The sequence below is a fragment of the Brachybacterium tyrofermentans genome, from assembly GCF_014897585.1.
Classification (GTDB): domain Bacteria; phylum Actinomycetota; class Actinomycetes; order Actinomycetales; family Dermabacteraceae; genus Brachybacterium; species Brachybacterium tyrofermentans.
This window is the reverse complement of sequence record NZ_JABUXW010000032.1, coordinates 21,493-39,480: the sequence shown is the minus strand read 5'-3', so window position 1 is coordinate 39,480 and position 17,988 is coordinate 21,493. Positions and strand designations below refer to the sequence as shown.

The 17,988-nt window shown below is 70.3% G+C and carries 12 protein-coding genes; 6 read left to right on the top strand and 6 right to left on the bottom strand.

From position 1 onward, the window contains the following. Positions 1-129 precede the first annotated feature (129 nt). Positions 130-987 (top strand): MetQ/NlpA family ABC transporter substrate-binding protein, encoded by an 858-nt coding sequence (locus INT49_RS18120; protein ID WP_193119153.1) that lies wholly within the window; start codon positions 130-132, stop codon positions 985-987. Positions 988-1,479: 492 nt separating this feature from the next. Here the strand turns inward: INT49_RS18120 and INT49_RS18115 are convergent, their stop codons facing one another. Next, positions 1,480-3,648 (bottom strand): S9 family peptidase, encoded by a 2,169-nt coding sequence (locus tag INT49_RS18115; RefSeq protein ID WP_193119152.1) that lies wholly within the window; start codon positions 3,646-3,648, stop codon positions 1,480-1,482. A 236-nt stretch (positions 3,649-3,884) separates the two neighbouring features. Between INT49_RS18115 and INT49_RS18110 the strand changes: the two genes are divergently transcribed. Together INT49_RS18110 and INT49_RS18105 are read left to right on the top strand one after the other, a co-directional pair. Then, complete coding sequence (locus INT49_RS18110; RefSeq protein WP_193119146.1) at positions 3,885-5,051, top strand: LLM class flavin-dependent oxidoreductase; 1,167 nt, start codon at positions 3,885-3,887, stop codon at positions 5,049-5,051. Between the two features lie 285 nt (positions 5,052-5,336). Continuing rightward, the gene (locus tag INT49_RS18105) at positions 5,337-6,095 is read left to right on the top strand and encodes a CE1759 family FMN reductase (protein WP_193119145.1); all 759 of its coding nucleotides are present in this window, start codon (positions 5,337-5,339) and stop codon (positions 6,093-6,095) included. A gap of 31 nt (positions 6,096-6,126) precedes the next feature. On the opposite strand, the gene INT49_RS18100 is transcribed toward INT49_RS18105, so the two are convergent. Then, positions 6,127-7,566 carry a sulfatase family protein gene (locus tag INT49_RS18100; protein WP_193119144.1) on the bottom strand — a complete coding sequence of 480 codons (1,440 nt, stop codon included), beginning with the start codon at positions 7,564-7,566 and terminating at the stop codon, positions 6,127-6,129. A gap of 86 nt (positions 7,567-7,652) precedes the next feature. Beyond that, the gene (locus INT49_RS18095; RefSeq protein WP_193119143.1) at positions 7,653-9,131 is read right to left on the bottom strand and encodes a sulfatase-like hydrolase/transferase; all 1,479 of its coding nucleotides are present in this window, start codon (positions 9,129-9,131) and stop codon (positions 7,653-7,655) included. 130 nt (positions 9,132-9,261) lie between these two features. Between INT49_RS18095 and INT49_RS18090 the strand changes: the two genes are divergently transcribed. The 3 genes from INT49_RS18090 to INT49_RS18080 all read left to right on the top strand — a co-directional run bounded on the left by INT49_RS18090 (position 9,262) and on the right by INT49_RS18080 (position 13,021). Continuing rightward, a complete protein-coding gene (locus INT49_RS18090) occupies positions 9,262-10,050 on the top strand; it encodes a sugar phosphate isomerase/epimerase family protein (protein WP_193119142.1) in 789 nt (262 codons plus the stop codon). Positions 10,051-10,335: 285 nt separating this feature from the next. After that, positions 10,336-11,724 carry a GntP family permease gene (locus tag INT49_RS18085; RefSeq protein ID WP_193119141.1) on the top strand — a complete coding sequence of 463 codons (1,389 nt, stop codon included), beginning with the start codon at positions 10,336-10,338 and terminating at the stop codon, positions 11,722-11,724. Positions 11,725-11,926: 202 nt separating this feature from the next. After that, positions 11,927-13,021, top strand: a complete 1,095-nt coding sequence (locus tag INT49_RS18080; RefSeq protein ID WP_193119140.1) for a LacI family DNA-binding transcriptional regulator — start codon at positions 11,927-11,929, stop codon at positions 13,019-13,021. Positions 13,022-14,654: 1,633 nt separating this feature from the next. On the opposite strand, the gene INT49_RS18075 is transcribed toward INT49_RS18080, so the two are convergent. From INT49_RS18075 to INT49_RS18065, 3 genes are read right to left on the bottom strand one after another with little or no spacing between them, the layout of a single operon-like run. Next, positions 14,655-15,512: a sugar phosphate isomerase/epimerase family protein gene (locus INT49_RS18075; RefSeq protein WP_193119139.1), complete on the bottom strand. Its 858-nt coding sequence runs from the start codon at positions 15,510-15,512 to the stop codon at positions 14,655-14,657. Continuing rightward, positions 15,509-16,786, bottom strand: a complete 1,278-nt coding sequence (locus INT49_RS18070) for a DUF993 family protein (protein ID WP_193119138.1) — start codon at positions 16,784-16,786, stop codon at positions 15,509-15,511. The genes INT49_RS18075 and INT49_RS18070 overlap by 4 nt, the downstream gene beginning before the upstream one ends. A gap of 2 nt (positions 16,787-16,788) precedes the next feature. Continuing rightward, positions 16,789-17,943: a Gfo/Idh/MocA family protein gene (locus tag INT49_RS18065; protein WP_193119137.1), complete on the bottom strand. Its 1,155-nt coding sequence runs from the start codon at positions 17,941-17,943 to the stop codon at positions 16,789-16,791. Positions 17,944-17,988: the final 45 nt, after the last annotated feature.

Sequence of the window (17,988 nt, the reverse complement as noted above, 5' to 3'; positions counted from 1 at the left end):
CTCCAGCTCCAGCTCCAGCTCCAGCTCCAGCTCCAGCTCCAGCTCCAGCTCCAGCCTCAAGCTTCCACCCCGGCCCCACATTCCGGCGAGCGCCTCACCGCCCGCCCTCACGAAGGAACGAGTGCTCCCATGAACCGACGCCTCTTCGCCCTCTCCGCCCTGACCGGCGCCTCTGCCCTCGCACTCGCCGCCTGCGGTGTCGGCGGCGGGTCCGGCTCCAGCGGCTCCGGTGGCTCCGGTGGCTCTGGTGGCTCCGGAGAAGACACCGTCATCAAGGTCGCCTCGCACCTGCCGCCGATGACCGATGTGGTCACCACCGCCGCGGGCGTCGCGAAGGAGGAGGGCTACACCATCGAGCTCGTGCAGGTCAGCGACAACGTGCAGTACAACCGCCTCCTGGCCGACGGCGAGGTCGACGCGAACTTCGCGCAGCACGAGCCGTACATGGAGGAGTTCAACGAGGCGAACGACGCGCACCTGGTCGCCCTCGAGCCGATCTACGACGCAAAGGTCGGCTTCTACTCCAAGGCCTATGACGACGTCGAGAAGCTCCCCGAGGGCGCCAAGGTCGCGATCCCGAACGACCACACCAACGAGGGCCGTGCGCTCGCGATCCTCCACGGGCACGGTCTGATCACGCTGCCCGAGGAGGCCGGCTTCGAGGGCCGTGTGAGCGAGATCGTGGACAACCCGCTGAACCTCGAGTTCGTCGAGATCGACCTGCTGAACCTGCCCTCCGCCTACGACGAGGAGGGCATGGCACTGGTCTACAGCTACCCCTCCTACATCGCGAAGGTGGGCCTGCTCCCTTCCGATGCGCTCCTCCTCGAGGAGCTCGTCGACCAGCGCTTCACGATCTCGCTGGTCGCGCGTGAGGACAACCAGGAGTCGGAGAAGATCGAGGTGCTGCGCCGGGCGATGACCAGCGACACCGTGCGCACCTTCCTCGAGGACGAGCACAGCGACACCCTCCTGCCCGCCTTCTGACCGGTCGCCGGGCGCGCCCGCCGGTCCAGCCGACGCACGCCACCGCGACCGGCACCGAGAACCCCCGACACGCCCACCGAAACCCCCGAAACGTGCCGCCACCGGGACATATCGAGGGAATAACGCTCCTCACCGCACCGCGCCAGGTGGGCCGCCCCGCGACGCGCCAGGCGGGCCGCACCGCGCCAGGTGGGCCGCCCCGCGACGCGCCGGGCGGGCCGCACCGCGCCGGGTGGCTCGTCCCGCTAAACCAGCACACGCGCACCGATTCCCCCGAAACGCCCCACGGGCGGGACATCACGAGGGAAAAACGCACCACGCCAGGTGGACCACCCCGCCAGGCACCGCAAGGGCACCCCACCTGGGAACCCGGCCAGGGCACACGGGCCAGGGCATTCCTGCCGGGTCGCCCCCTGCCGGGTCGCCTCCGCCGGGTCGCCCCCGCCCGGTGCGCGCCGCGAGTCCCGGAACGCGCCGCGAGTCCGGTGCGCCTCAGCCGAGAGTCGCCGGCCGCTCCCAGGCCACCCCGCGCACGTGCTCGTCGAGGAACCCGAGGAAGGTCTCGTACCAGACCTGTGCGTTCCCGCGGCCCTGGATCCAGTGGCCCTCGTCGGGGAAGTACAGGTAGCGGTGCCGGGTGCGTCCGTCGGCGTCGCGCGGGGTCGCCGAGAACTCGTGCAGGTCGTACCATAGGGCGTGGCCCTGAGCGATCGGCACCCGATAGTCGCGGTCGCCGTGGATGACCAGCATCGGGGCGACGATGTCCCCCACGTAGTCCTTGGGGTTGTACTGCTGGTTCTGGTCGCGCATCGACCGCTCCCAGCCCGCGTTGTCGGTGGTGTGACCCATCGACTCGGTGTCCCACAGCGAGGCGTGCGTGACGATGCAGCGGAAGCGGTCGCCTGTGTGCCCGGCCACCCAGTTGGCCATGTAGCCGCCGTAGGAGCCGCCGGAGAAGGCGGTGCGCTCGGCGTCGATGTCCGTCCGCTCCACGGCCGCGTCGGTGAGCGCCATGATGTCGGTGAACGGGGCGCCGCCCAGCTCGTGCTGGCCGCGGTCGATCATCGCCTGGCCATAGCCGGTGGAGATCGCAGGGTCCGGAAGCAGCACGGCGTAGCCGGCGGCCACGAAGGGGTTCGGGTTCCAGCGGTAGGTCCAGGCGTTCCAGGATCCCCACGGGCCGCCGTGGGCGAAGACCACCAGCGGGTGCGGGCCCTCGCCCTCGGGGACGCGCAGCCAGGCGCGCAAATCGGTGCCGTCCTCGGCGGTCGCAGCGACCTCGGTGAGCGTGCCGGCGGAGGCCAGGGAGGACGCCGGGTTCGGCAGCTCCTCGATCACGCCGGTGGCCGGGTCGATGCGCACGGGGTAGGGGGCCACGTCGATCGCGGAGGCCGATGCGATGACCGCTCCCCCGGCGACCGATGCCGAGGCGAAGGCCTGATCCTGCTCCGGGCCGCCGACGAGGCGTCGCGGTGCCGGGTCGTCGACCCCGCCGATCCAGACGGAGCCGCGGCCGTGGTCGTCGCTGGTCGCGATGAGCGTGGTGTCGTCCAGCCACACCGGATCGACCCAGTGGTCCAGCTCGGGCCACACCGGGGTCGACGTCCCGTCGGCCAGGTCCAGCAGCTCGACCGAGGCCGCGAGGCTCAGCTCCTGGGTCCAGATCTGCTGGCGCCCGATGAGCGCCCGCGTGCCGTCCGGGCTGAACTCGCCGGGGCCGTGCTCGAGGTCCGCCGTCGCCTCGCGCAGGAGTCGCGGCGGCTGCGCCCCGATCAGGTCGAGCAGGTAGAGATCCGGGACGGCGACCAGGTCACCGCGGGAATCCGACATCGCCGCCAGGGCGCGCGATCCGGTGCGGTCCACGGTCCAGTCGACGAGCCGTCCCGGCGGCATCTCGACGTGGCGGAAGTGGAGCACCTGCGCGCGGGGCCCGTCGTCGGCGGAGCTGTCGGTGGTGCCGTCGGCGGATCCGGTCGCCGAGCCGGCGGGCTCCGTGCCGGCGGGCTCCGTGCCGGCGGGCTCCGTGCCGGCGGGCTCCGTGCCGGCGGGCTCCGTGCCGGCGGGCTCCGTGCCGGCGGGCTCCGTGCCGGCGGGCTCCGTCGCCTCGGCCCAGGCGAGGTCCTCAGGCAGGGCGGCGAGGGCGAGAACGGTGCGCGTCGGCCCCAGATCCTGGTCCCAGTAGCGCGTGGGGAACGCGCTGTGGAAGGCGGCGGTCACCTTCGCGCTCTGCCGTGTCGCGCTCAGGCGGGCGTGCTCGGTCTCGTCCCGGGCCTGGGAATGGACCTCGAGCTCGGCGAGCAGGTGGTCGCCGGCCAGGTGGAGCGTGCCGAAGCCGCCGGGGCGGGCGGCGAGCTCGCGGGCCTCGCCGCGCACGGGCAGCGCCCACAGCTGGGCGTCGTCCGCCTCGGCGCCGTCCTCGCCCACCCGCTTGGCGGTGAAGAAGGTGGTGCCGTCCTCGGCGGCGGCGACCGCCCCGATGGAGGCATCGCCGCGGGTCAGCGGCAGAATGCGGTCACCCTCGAGCTCCACGAGCGCGCTGCGGTAGGCGGTGCCCTTCGCAGTCGGTGCGGAGACCTTCGCGAGGATCCTGCCTCCATCGGTGGTCTCCAGCCCGGCCAACCGGGTCGCGTCCAGCAGGGCGTCAATGCTCTCGGATGTCATGGTCATCAATCCTGTCACTGTGGCGAACAGTCGGGGCCGGATCCAGGTCTCGACGGGGTCACGACCGGCGACCGGCGACCGGCAGGACTACCGACCCGGCCGACGGGACACCGATCACTCCAGGCTTGCATCCTCCGCCCAACTAGTTTATTTTTGAACTATCGACCGGAGCAGCCCAGCGCCCCTCAGGGTGCGGAGTCCCTCCCGATCATCGAGACCTACCGCGAGGAGCGATCATGCAGTTCGGAATCTTCACCATCGCCGACATCACGCCGGACCCCACCACCGGCAAGGTGCCCACCGAGAACGAGCGCCTGAAGGGCATGGTCGAGCAGGCGAAGCTCGCCGAGCAGGTGGGCCTGGACGTGTTCGCGATCGGTGAGCACCACAACCCGCCGTTCGTGACCTCCTCCCCGACCACCACGCTGGCCTACATCGGCGCCCAGACCACCGATCTGATCCTCTCCACCGCGACCACGCTGATCACCACCAACGACCCGGTGAAGATCGCCGAGGACTACGCGATGCTCCAGCACCTCACCGGCGGTCGCATCGACCTCGTGATGGGCCGCGGCAACACCGGCCCGGTCTACCCGTGGTTCGGCCAGGACATCCGCAAGGGCGTGGAGATCGCGATCGAGAACTACGACCTGCTGCGCCGGCTCTGGACCGAGGACGTCGTGGACTGGGAGGGCAGCTTCCGCACCCCGCTGCAGCAGTTCACCTCGACCCCGCGCCCGCTCGATGGCGTGGCGCCCTTCGTGTGGCACGGCTCGATCCGCTCCCCGCAGATCGCCGAGCAGGCCGCATACTACGGCGACGGCTTTCTGCACAACAACATCTTCTGGCCCATGAGCCACACCGCGCAGATGGTCCAGCTGTACCGCGAGCGCTTCGAGCACTACGGCCACGGCACGGCCCGCCAGGCCTATGTGGGCCTCGGCGGCCAGGCGTTCATGCGCAAGAACTCCCAGGACGCGATCACCGAGTTCCGCCCGTACTTCGACAACGCCCCCGTCTACGGCGGCGGACCCTCGATGGAGGACTTCACCGCGCAGACCCCGCTCACCGTCGGCTCCCCCGAGCAGGTCATCGAACGCTACCTGACCATGGCGGACAACGTCGGCGACTACCAGCGCCAGATGTTCCTCATGGACCATGCGGGCCTGCCGCAGAAGACCGTCCTGGAGCAGATCGAGCTGCTCGGCACCGAGGTGGTCCCGGTGCTGCGGCGCGAGCTCGAGGCACGCAAGCCGGCCGACGTCCCCGAGGCGCCCACCCACGCCGCACGAGTCGCCGCTGCCGAAGCCGAGCGCGGCTCCTTCGACGACGCCTACAAGTTCGAGACCGGCGACAACTGGACGGGCCTGCGCGCCGAGGACGCCGGCACCACTCGCCGCTGACCCCGCGGTCGCCGGCTCGCCGACCCTGGCCCCGCGGCCGGCGGCTCAGCGACCCTGACCCGCCTCGGCTCACCCCCAACCCTGCGAGCGGGGCAGAGTTGGAGGAATCCGCCGGACATTCCCCCAACTCTGCCCCGCCGACGCGAACAGACCTGGCCCTCAGCGCCAGCCCACCCGTTCTGCCCCGCTGACACCGACCCCACCGACGCCACCGACGCCACCGACGCCACGTTGCCGGCGTCACGCCGCCCTCGTCGTCGTCCCGCTCTTTGAGAGGATCACCCCATGACCGATACCGTCCGCCTGGTCGCCCTGTCCGCCGGGCTCTCCACCCCCAGCTCGACCCGCATGCTCACCGACCAGCTCTCCCGAGCCGCCGCCACCGCGATCGGCCGCGACGGTGCCGAGGGTGACGCCAGGATCGAGGTGGACGTGACCACGGTGGAGCTGCGCGAGTACGCGCACGACATCACCGACGCCCTGCTCACCCGCTTCCCGAACGAGCGCCTGTCGATGGTGATCGAGGCTGTGCGCGCCGCTGACGCGGTCATCGCGGTGACCCCGGTGTTCAACGTCGGCCCCTCGGGTCTGTTCAAGATGCTCTTCGACGCGATCGACATCGAGATCTGGAAGAACAAGCCGGTGCTGCTCGGCGCGACCGCGGGCACCGCGCGCCATTCCCTCGCGATCGACTACGCGATCCGCCCCATGTTCGGGTACCTCAAGGCGGAGGTCGTGCCGACGGTCGTCTTCGCGGCGTCGGCCGATTTCGGCGCCGACACGGACGGCCAGGCCGATGAGCAGCCGCTCGCGGTGCGCGTGCGCCGGGCCGCGCGCGAGCTCGCCACGATGCTCAGCGCCGGGATCGGCGCCTCGGCCGGCGGCGCAGAGGCAGCGGCCGGAGCAGCGCAGGACGCGGCAGCTCGGGATGCAGCTGGCACTGCCGCCGAGGCGGCCGACGGGGCTCCTGCGGAGCCGACCTCGACCCTGGATGCGGAGTTCGCGGACTTCGTACCGATGGACAGGCTGCTCGGCCGCGGCTGAGCGAGGCCAGGCCGACGCGAGCTGAGAGGGGTCAGTTCGACGCCAGCTGCACCGCCCACTGCTCGTGCAGGGCGGTCAGCTCGGCGACGACCTCCGGGTGCTGCGCGGCGACGTCGGCCTGCGGTGACTCATCGGTGAGGCCGGCACCGAGCGGGACCAGCGTGAGCCCGTCGCCGATGTCGGTGTGCTCGACGGCGAGCAGGTGCTCGCGGTGCCCGGTGCTCGCATCGACCCAGCGCAGCTTCCAGTCCGGGGTGCGCACGGCCCACTGGAAGCCGGTGTCGAAGTGCAGCGCCTCGTGCCCGCGATCGGTCTGGCGCTCCCCCACACCCTGCTCCGTCACGGCCTCCCAGGCCGGGCGGAGGTCCATCCCGTCCACGGGAATGCCCGGCGGGAGCGTCACCCCGGCCGCGGCCGCGAACGTCGGCAGCAGATCGAGCGCGGAGACCAGCGCCGCGGAGCGCGCGTCGGCCGGGACCGTGCCGGGGCGGGAGACCAGGAACGGCACCCGCACGCCACCCTCGAAGAGGCTGTACTTGGTGCCGACGAGCGGGGCGTTGTCCCCGTAGTTGCAGGTCGAGCCGCCGTTGTCGGTCAGGTAGACGATCAGCGTGCTCTCCCGCCGCCCGGTGGCCTCGAGGTGGTCGAGCATCCGGCCGATCTCGCGATCCATGATCTCGAGCTGGGCGAGATAGTAGTCGCGGCCGCGCTCGAGGCGCGGGGAGATCGCGCCGTCGTACCAGTCCACATATTCCGCGGCCGCCGGGTCGAAGTCGTCATGGGCGGGCAGGGCGCGGGTGTCGAGCTCGTCCTGCGGCAGCTGCCAGGCGAAGTTGTGCACGGCGTTGTAGGCGACCATGCAGAAGAAGGGGTCCTCGCGTCCACTCACCTGCGCCCCATCCGCCATGAAGTCGATCGCCCGCTCGGTGAACTCGACCGTCAGGTGTCGCTCGCAGTCGGTCTCGCGGCCATCCTCGAACAGCGGGCTCACGCCGTGGCGCGAGGCGGCCTCGCCGTACTTCTCCAGGGCCTGTTCGGAGTGGCGCAGGTAGTGCAGGCGCCCCATGCTCAGCCCTGCCAGTCCGTACAGCGACCGGTCGAAGCCGTGCCGGTCGGGGCAGGCGCGATCACCCGGCCGCTCCGGCCCGTAGTGCACCTTCCCGAAGTATCCGGTGCGGTAGCCCGCCTCCCCCAGGATCTCGGGCATGACCTTCCGCGGCGCCGGCGGGAACGCCGAGGTGTCGAACCACTGCGCGCCCCAGCGCTGCTGGTGCGCCCCCGCGATGAGGCCGGCTCGGGACGGCGAGCAGATCGGAGCGGTGACATACCCGTTCTCGAACGTGGTGCCCGTGGCCGCCAGGCGGTCCAGGTTCGGGGTGCGGGCATCGCTGCTGCCGCTCGCGGAACGGTCGGCGTAGCCGTGGTCGTCGGAGACGATGAGCAGGATGTTCGGACGATCCGGAGTGGGCATGGGAGGGTTCCTCACGGGGAGACGGGTCGGGAGTGATCGACGAGCGGGCCGGCGCACGTCGCGCAGATGCTGGTCGGCGGCACGGCTCAGCCGACCGGGCGCCGCTGGCCGGCGCCGTCCACCGCGGTGTCCCAGCCGCTCAGCGCTGGGGTCTCATGGGCCGCGAACCACGAGGTGAGATCGTCCGCCAGCGCGCGACGTCGGCCCGCGTGCGCGGCATCGTGGGAGAGGTCGCGCTCCTCGCCCGGATCGTCCTGGAGGTGGTAGAGCTCGGTGGGGCCCTCGCGGCGCACCACGAGCTTCCAGCCGTCGGTGCGGATCATGCGGTGGGCTCCGTACTCGTCGTGGATGACGATGGTTTCATCCCCGAGCCCCGGACTGCCCCGGCCACCCACCACCCGCGCAGCGAATGATCGTCCCGCCCGCAGCGGGTCCTCGAGAGGGACGGCACCGGTGAGCTCGGCCAGGGTCTCCAGCAGACCGGTGGCCGAGGTCGGGGTGCGATCGCGCGTTCCCGCAGGAACGTGACCGGGCCAGCGGACGATCAGAGGCACGGTGATCGAGGGCTCCCAGAGGTTCAGCGGGGTGGTGGCGTTGCCCTTGCCCCAGATGCCGTGGTGGCCGCAGGAGAAGCCGTTGTCCGAGGTGAAGACGACGATCGTGTCCTCCAGCAGTCCGCTGCGCTCGAGCTGGGCCAGGAGTGCCTCGATGCTGCGATCCACACCGCTGAGCGCGGCGCAGTAGCCCGCGAGCGCGCCGTGGCGGTCCGCGCCGGCGCGGGGGAAGTTCTCGGGGACGAACCAGGGGTGCGGCGGGGGCTGCGGCACGGAGGGGAAGTCCGTCTCGGCGTAGAGGTCCAGCAGGTCCGCGGGATGGTTGCCGTCGAACCAGGGGTCGTGCGGGGCGGTCCAGTTGACCTGGAGGAAGAAGGGCCGATCGTCGGCCTCCGTCATGCCCAGGAAGTCGAGGGCGCGCTCCGTGATCGCGTCGGTGAGGTAGGCGGGTTCGGTGCCGGGCTGCGCAGGGGATGCGGGGATGCCGGTCCCGTCGGCCTGCTGCCAGATCGGGGCGTCGTAGTAGGGGCCGCCGCCGAGCTGGTGGGCGTACCAGTACTCGAATCCCTCCGCGGGGCTGGCCGCGGAGCCGAGGTGCCATTTGCCCGTCATCCCGCACCGGTACCCGTGGCGGGAGAACATCGCGCCGAGCGAGTCCGCGCCGGGCAGGCCCTCCAGGAAGTCCGGCTCGAACGGCCGCAGCGGAGCATCCGTGCGGGCCAGGGCCTCCGGCCGGAGCCAGTCGTGCACGCCATGAGCCGAGGGCATGCGTCCCGTGGTCAGGCTGGCCCGCGCCGGGGAGCACACCGGGGAGGCGCAGAAGAACTGCTCGAACGTCCTCCCCTCGCGCTGGAGGCGGTCCAGGGTCGGGGTGCGCAGCTCGGGCATCCGCGAGCCGAGCGCCCAGGCCCCTTGGTCGTCGGTGACCAGCAGCAGGACGTTCGGCGTCGCAGCGGCGCGGGGCGCAGCACCCGGGTGCGACCCGTCGGCGCCGCTCGCATCACCGACCATCACCTCCACCTCCTCGTGCTCGCGATACGCTCTGGGCAAACGCTTGCCAACTGGTCGTCGGAGGACCTGTCCTGACCGCCCCGACGCCCGACCGTCCCAACACCAGACCTTACCGACCCCAGGAGTCACCATGATCCGTCCCGGACTGTGCTCGGTCACCTTCCGCGCGCTCGAGGTCGACCGTGTCGTCGAACTCGCCGCCGACGCCGGCCTCGCGTGCATCGAATGGGCCGGCGACGCCCACGTCCCGCCCGGGGACACCGTCGCCGCGAGCCATGCCCGCGAGCTCACCGAGCAGGCGGGCCTCGCCGTCGCCTCCTACGGCTCCTACCTGCGCTTCAAGGGCTCCGACGAGGAGTTCTCGGCGGAGCTCGAAGGCGTCCTCGCCTCTGCCCGGGCGCTCGGCGCGCCCCGCATCCGGGTGTGGGCGGGCAGCCGCGGCTCGGCCGACGTCGACGAGCGGGATCGTGCGCGGATCGTGCGCCGGATCCAGGAGTTCGCGGATCGCGCGGCCGAGCATGGCGTCGACGTCGGTCTCGAGTTCCACGGCCGGACCCTGACCGACGAGCTCGGCTCGACGCTCCATCTCCTGGACGAGGTGGCCCGGCCGACCGTGCTCTCGTACTGGCAGCCCCATCAGGGCATGCCGGACGCCGACGCCCTCGAGACCCTGCGCCAGGTGCTGCCGCGCACCTCGACCACCCATGTCTTCTCCTGGTGGCCCACCCACGAGCGGCTTCCCCTGGCCGCGCGCGCGGGCCTCTGGCGCGAGGTGTTCACGCTGCTCGCCGCCGAGGTCTCGGACCGTGACGCGCTGCTCGAGTTCCTCCCGGGCGACGACCCGGCGACCCTCGCCGGGGAGGCGCAGACCCTGCGCACCCTGATCGCGGATGCCGCCGGAGCAGGAGACGCTCGGTGAGGGCCCTGGGGCGTCGAAGGTCGAGCCCGAGGAGCTGTACTCCCGCGCCGACGTGGTGAGCCTGCATGCGCCCTGCGCACGGAGCTCGCCTCCGGGCGGCTGACGGCCGGCGAACCCCCGCGTCACCCCGTGGACCCCTCACGCCTGGACATCTCCGCCTGAGCCGATCCGTCCCGACACGCAGAGCCGATCTCGCAGATCAGGGGCTCCGGGTGCCGCAGACTGTCCCGGAACTGCGTCGCGGCACTACGTCCCTGGCACCCCGCGCTGGGACAGGAGCATTCCGTGGTCATACTCCACACGGTGATAGCGATCATGGGGGTCGTCGCCCTCATCATCAAGGGCAAGGTCGACCCGGTGATCTCACTGATCATCGGCTCGCTCTACCTGGGCCTCGCCACCGGCGTGGGCTTCACCGGCACCATCGGCGCCATCACCACCGGCTTCGGCGAGATCATGGCCGAGGTCGGGCTGCTGATCGGCTTCGGCGTGCTCATCGGCTCCCTCCTCCATGCGATGGGCGCCTTCCAGAAGATGGTCGAGCTGCTGGTCAACGACGTGGGCGGGCGCAGGCTCCCGTATGCGTTGACCGCCGCGATGTCGACCATCTTCCCCTCGATCTATGTGGACGTGCAGGTCGTGCTGGCCTCCCCCGTGGTGCGCTCGGCAGGACCGCTGATCGGCCGGCGGGGCCTGCCCCTCATGGCGGGAGCACTGGGCACGGGGATCTTCGCCGGCTATGTGTTCGTGGTGCCGGGCCTGGCCGCGGTCTCCATCGCCGGACTGATGGGCATCCCGCTGGGCACCTGGATCCTGTACGGCATCGTGCTGGGCCCGCTCACCGCGATCGCGACCACCCTGATCTTCCGCCAGCTGCTGCGCGGGCGCTACTGGAAGCCCGCCGCCGACGAGGAGCTCGCCGACAGCGCGGAGCTCGCCGACGGCGCGGAGGCCGACGGTGCCGGCCCCTCGACCACCACCGACGAGACAGACGCCCCCGCCACGGACCGCCCCCGCACGCCGCCGCTGCTGGTGTGCCTGCTGCCGATCCTCGTCCCGCTGGTGATGATCGGCGGCGGCGCCTTCGCGGAGCTGTTCGGGGTCACCTCCGACGCGGTCGCCTTCATCGGCGACGCCAATCTCGCCCTCTTCGTCGGCCTGCTCGGCGCGTACCTGCTGGCCCGTCGCACTCTGGGCTCCGAGGGGACCAACAACGCCCTGGGCACCGGCTTCCACACCACCGGCGAGATCCTGCTCATCACGGGCATCGGCGGTTCGCTGGGCGCGGTGATCGCGGAGACGGGGCTCGACGAGATCCTCGCGGGCCTGTTCTCGGCCGACGCCGGCGCCCCGATCGTGCTCAGCATCCTGCTCGCCTGGGTGATCGCCGCGGTGCTGCATCTGGCGATCGGCTCGGTCTCGGTGGCCTCGATCGCCGCGGCCGGGATCATCGCCCCGGTGCTCGGCTCGATCGACGTCGCCCCGATCGCCATCGGCCTCGCCGTCGCCTCCGGCGCCATGTTCGCCCTCCAGGTCAACAGCAACTTCTTCTGGATGTTCAAGTCGCTGATCGGGCTCTCCACGCAGGGCACCCTGAAGACGCTCACGATAGTCACCTCCATCGCGTCGCTCATCTCCCTGCCGCTCGTGATGGTGATCGGGCTCCTCGCCTGATCAGCCGGCTCAGGTGACGGGCCAGCGCGCCGGACAGGTCCGGCTGGCGCGCCCCGGAGCGGACGGCGCAGGAGGACGAAAGTCACGCCACCGGAAGGCGCCATTCCCCCGTCGGCCGCTCCTGGCGTCGTTATGCTGGAAAAATCGGGACAGCGTTTCCCCGTCCGATCCCGACAGCATCCCCGAGAAGTAGGAGCCCCCGATGGCCGCAGTGCGTCTCAGCGACGTCGCCCAGGATGCCGGGGTCTCCCTGGCCACAGCGTCCCGCGTGCTCAACGGATCCGCCCGCGTCCCTGGCAAGGCGGTCGCCGAGAGGGTCGAGGCCTCGGCCGCGAAGCTCGGCTACGTCCCCAATGCCCAGGCGCAGGCCCTCGCGCGCTCCCGCTCCGGCCTGATCGGTCTGGTGGTCCACGACATCGCCGACCCGTACTTCGCGACCATCGCCCGCGAGATCCAGCAGCAGGTGTTCGCGTCGCAGTCCCAGGTGCTGCTCACCCAGACCGACCGTGAGATCGACACCGAGGTGCGCGCACTGCGCTCCCTCATCGCCCAGCAGGTCGACGCGCTGGTGCTCGTGGGCTCGCACCGCTACGGCAACGATTCCGACGCCGCGATCAGCACCCTGCTCGAGGGCTTCGCCCGCAACGGCGGCAAGGTCGTGGGCATGGGCCAGTCCGTGGGCGTGGGCCGCACCATCGTGCCCGACAACGCCGCGGCGGCTCACGAGCTCGCCACCGCGCTGATCGTCGAGGGCCACCGCCGCTTCGCCGTGGTCCAGGGCATCTCCGGGATCCCCTCGGCCGCGGACCGAACCGGCGGCTTCATCGCCGCGCTGACCGAGGCAGGCATCGAGCCCGAGCTGAGCATCGAGGCGGGACTGACCCGCGACGGCGGCTATGAGCTGGCTGAGGCGATCGAGTCGCACCTCAGCTCCGCCACCAGCACCGACGACGCCCCGCTGTGCGTCTTCGCCCCGGCCGACGTCATGGCCCTCGGCGCCCTCGGCGAGCTGCGCCGTCGCGGCATCGACGTGCCCGGCCAGGTCTCCGTCGCCGGCTTCGGCGGCGTGCCCGACAGCGCGGACTCGAACCCCGCGCTCACCACCATCGCCCTCCCCCTGCACGACATGGCGCGCCAGGCGGTCCAGTGGGTGCTCGGCACCCCGCCCGCGGACGCGGAGACCGGGACGACGGGGTCAGAGCCGATGGAGTCCGACGCCCCGGAGGAGCCCCTCGAGGTGCACGTGCGCGGCGACGTGCTGCTGCGCGAGTCCACGGCGCTCACGGCAAAGGTCTGAGCCCGGCCGCCGCACCGTCGAGGTCGGAGGTACAGCGCAGTCGAGCTGCGCCTCCGCGCCCGGCTCGGGGTCGGCGCGCTGTTACGCGAAGTGCGTCGCACTGAGCGCACTCGGCATCTCTACCGGCGTTCTTTCCGCCGGCACCTGGGCCGCGATCGGAACTGCGATGAGGGAAGTGGGGACTCGCGGCTTCCACCATTGTTCGAGCTCGGGCCTGCAGCTCTCAAGGGCGCGCTGAAGGTCACAGGAGGGCCAGTCGGCATCGCAGCAGCCTCGGCCGGAGTTGTAATTATAAGAGCTGCTTCCTAAAAATTTGTTCGTCTTTCTAAAGCGAAGCGAACGTGACAAAGACATCCAAGAGAGTCGCTTTCGGCCTCATTTTCACCGCGTTTGTCATGTTATGGGCGATTTATTCATACGCCGCACAAGGAGTCATCCTCCCTGAAAATCCCGCCGCGTGACAGCTGACATCGAGCATGTCGGCCGCCTTAACCGTCGCATTCGCAAGGTATCGACCATCCAGGCACTAGGCCCCAGACACAGGTGCCGGTGCAGGTGATCGCGATATTGCCAACGTCGGCGTGGACGCACAGAGCCTGGAGTTGTTCACCGCAGACCTCGCACATCGACCAGTCAGCCGCCCCGCAGAGTCGCTACAGACTTGACTACCGCAGCCCCGCCGATGATATGGTCCCTTTACACATCATCAACGATGAGGATTGTGCCGTGAAACCCTAGATCCAGAGAAGTCTGGCAACGATATCTGCACTTGCCGTCGTCGTGGGGGCATCGAACGCCGCGCACGCAGACGACGCCCTGCCGTCAATCACAGAAGTGACCAGCGAATCGGGAATCAAAGCGCAACAGTTAGCCCCATCCGACGCAACAGAGCGCGACCGCGATCTCGCCATCACTCAGCATCTAGAGTCGACACCTACGCCAATGGCGACCGGGCAGTATTACTCCTATTGCGAAGAGGGGAGTAGCGGTCTAATGATGTGGACAAATAATTCTCCGAAGTATTGCTACGGCTGATATTATGAATACTTGGACGGCAAGCGAATCTCTAAAGTGAACATGCTCAGACTTAAAGCGTACGACGACTCCCTTAATCCGGGAACGGCCGTGGACTTGAAGGTGTGGTGCGACAACAACGGAACTTACTGCGCACTCGCATTCGCCGCGATCCCGTACGTCGGCAAGTACCTCAAGAAGTTGCTGGTCTGAATGTTTCATGAAATACGCAACCTTCTAGGCTACCTTCTACTTTCCCTCGCCCTCATAATAATTGCCGAGGTCGTGGTCTCCACTTTCGGAACTCCGAGATTATGGGCGCTCATGGCGACGTTCACGCTCGGATACCTCATCCTCGCAGTGGTGAAGTGGCACAGGCGCGCTGCAACCCCAGCTCCTCCGCACGCTGACCGGACGGGAAGCAAGGACATGTCCTCCCCCGACGCCGAGAAACGTTCCAGCACTGTGCACCACGACGCATGAGCCCCGCGCACCATAAGCACCTGACCGCGAGCACGAGGTCCCGCCCACGCAGAGACGGACGGACGGTCACCTCACGATGATCGACCGTCCGTCGTTGCCGGCTCGTTGCTGACTGCCCGTTCAGGCGAAGAACCCCTCACACCTCGGGCAGCACGAGCTCCTCGTAGCGATCCTTCACGATGCCGATCGCCTCATGCGCCGGGGTGGCCCACACGTCCTCGTGGAAGATCTCGACCTCGATGTCGCCGGTGTACCCGGCGGCCTTCACCATGCGGGTGATGGAGGGGAAGTCGATGAAGCCGTCACCCATGTAGCCGCGGGAGAACAGCGGGTTCGCGGCGAGCGGCAGGTTCCAGTCGCACACCTGGTAGCTGAAGAGACGGCCGCTCTCCCCCGCCCGGGCGATCGACGCCTCGAGCGCCGGGTCCCACCACACGTGATACGTGTCCACGATGACGCCCACGGCGTCGCTGCCGGTGGATTCGGCGATGTCGAGGGCCTGGTCGAGGGTCGAGAGCACGGCGCGGTCGGCGGCGAACATGGGGTGCATCGGCTCGAGCGAGAGCGTCACGCCGGCTTGCTCGGCATACGGGGCCAGGGTCGCGATGCTCTCGGCGACCCGCGCCCGGGCCGCGACGATGTCCTTGTCCTCCGGCGTGATCCCGCCGACCACCATCACCAGCGTGGGGGCGCCGAGCGCGGCGGCCTCGTCGATCGCCCGACGGTTGTCATCCAGGGACGCGGCGCGGGCGGTCTCGTCGGCCGCGGTGAGGAACCCGCCGCGGCACAGGCTGCTGACCCGCAGGCCGGCGTCGTCGACGCGGCGGCGCAACGCATCCAGACCCACCTCCTCGACGTCCTGGCGCCACAGGCCGACGGCCTCGAGGTCGTGCGCGGCGGTGGCCTCGAGGAAGTCCTGGATCGGGGTGCTGCGGCAGGTCCAGCGGTTGATCGACAGCCGAGGTGTGGCCTGCGAGGTGTGCGGGGTGTTCATGCGGTGGCTCCGTCCAGGATCGGGATGTCGTAGCCGGCCAGGCGCAGCATTGCGTGCCAGCGCTCGGCGGCGAGCGCCGGGTCCTCGAGGTTGCCGGTGGTGGCGGCGAGCTCGATCGTGCGCGAGAGGTGCGGGAGGCTGCGCGCGGAGTGCATCCCACCGACCATCGCGAACGCCTTCTGGTGGCCGTTGAGCCAGGCCAGGAAGGCGACCCCGGTCTTGTAGTGGAAGGTGGGGGCGGAGAACACGTGCCGTCCCAGCTCCTCGGACGCGTCGAGGATGCGGCGCGCCTTTTCCGGGTCGCCGGCATCCAGCGCCTGCACGGCGGCCGACGCGGCGGGCGCGGTGGCGGCGAACGCCCCGAGCAAGGCGTCGGAGTACTCCCCCGCGACCTGCTCCCCGCCGACCTCGGTGGTGCCGGTGCCGTCGCCCACGATGAGGTGGGAGAAGTGGAAGTCGTCGCCGGTGAGCATGCGCACCCCGGCGGGGAGCTGCTCGCGCACGGCGATCTCGGCGGCGTCGTCCAGCAGGCTCATCTTCACGCCGCGGATCCGCGACGGATCCGCCTCGATGATGCGCAGCAGGGTCGTCGCGGCGACAGTGGTGTCGGCGTCCCCGAAGTAGCCCTCGAGCTGCGGGTCGAAGGCCGTGCCGAGCCAGTGCAGCACGACGGGCTCCGTCGCGGCCTCCAGCACCCGGCGGTAGACCTCCTCGTACTCGCCGGCGCTCGTCGCGACGCGGGCCAGGTGGCGGCTGGCCATGAGCACGGCGCCCGCCCCGGTGGCCTCGGTGGCGCGGAGCTGCTCGATGTACGCCTCGACGATCTGGTCGAGGCTCAGCTCGTGCTCGCTGCGCTGATCGGTGGAGACCCCGGCGACGACGAGGTCGCGCACGCTCGCCCCGGCGGGGAACACGGCCGCGATCTCCGGGTCGGCGAGCGCCTCGCGGGCGGCGTCGGCCGTACGGGCGATCAGCTCGCGGGTCGCGGCCGGGTCCAGGCCCATGTTGCGCTGGGCGGTGTCCATCGCGTCGGCGACCCCGAGGCCGCGGGACCACATGGTGCGACGGAAGGCGAGGGTCGCGTCCCAGTCGATGTCCGCCGGGGCGCCGGGGGTGTTGTCGCCGTGGGCGGCCGGGACGACGTGCACGGCGGCGTAGACCACGCGGGAGCGCAGCGGCGAGGTGGGCCGTGCGAAGGCGGGCGCCTCGTCCAGGGCGATCCGGCGCAGAGTGCCGTCCTCGCCCAGCAGGGTGAGCTGCAGGGGCTCTGCCATGATCAGGCCTCCGTCAGCGGATCGAGGGAGACGCGGCGACCCTCGGCGGCGCTGGTCAGGCCCGCTTCGGCGAGGCGCACGCCGCGGGCTCCCGAGAGGAAGTCGTAGGGATAGGCCCGGCCCTCTGCGTAGTGGCGCAGGAAGTCCTCCCACTGCACTTTGAAGCCGTTGTCGAACGGCTCGTTGTCCGGCACCTCGATCCAGTCGGCGTAGTAGTCGTGTCCGTCCTTGACGTCGGGGTTCCACACCGGCTTCGGGGTCGCCTCGCGCGGCTGGATGCGAGCGCTGTGCAGGCCGACGACGGCGGACCCGTGCGTGCCGTCCACCTGGAACTCGACCAGCTCGTCGCGGTGCACGCGCACGTCCCAGCTGGAGTTCATCTGCACCACGGTGCCGCCGTCGAGGCGGAAGATGCCGTAGGCGGCGTCGTCGGCGGTCGCGGTGTACTCCTCCCCCTTCTCGTCCCAGCGGGTGCCGATATGGGTGGCGGTCTGCGCGTAGACGTCCTCGATGCGCCCGAAGAGCTCCTCGATCACGTAGTTCCAGTGCGGGAACATGTCCGCGACGATGCCGCCGCCATCCTCGGAGCGATAGTTCCAGGAGGGGCGCTGGGCGGCCTGCCAGTCACCCTCGTAGACCCAGTAGCCGAACTCGCCGCGCACCGAGAGGATCTCCCCGAAGAAACCGCCCTCGAGGAGGCGGCGCAGCTTGAGCAGCCCCGGGAGGTAGAGCTTGTCGTGGACCACGCCGTTGACGGTGCCGTGCTCCGTGGCCAGGCGGGCCAGCTCGAGGGCGTCCTCGAAGGTCTCGGCGGTCGGCTTCTCGGTATATATCGCCTTGCCCGCGGCGATGGCCTTCTTGAGGTTCTCGACGCGCAGGTTCGTGACCAGGGCGTCGAAGTACACCTCGTAGTCGTCGTTGGCGAGGGCCTCGTCGACGTCGGTGGTCCAGTTCAGCAGGCCGTGCTTCTCCGCGACCCCGCGCAGCTTCTCCTCGTTGCGGCCCACCAGCAGCAGGTCGGGCACCAGGCGATCGCCGTCGGCCAGCTCCACGCCGCCCTGCTCCTGGATGGCGAGGAGCGAGCGCACCAGGTGCTGGCGGTAGCCCATGCGGCCGGTGGCCCCGTTGACGATGATCCCGATCCTGCGTTCTGCCATGACTGTCTCCTGTGCTTCCTGTGGCGCCCCGTACCGGGCGAGTGC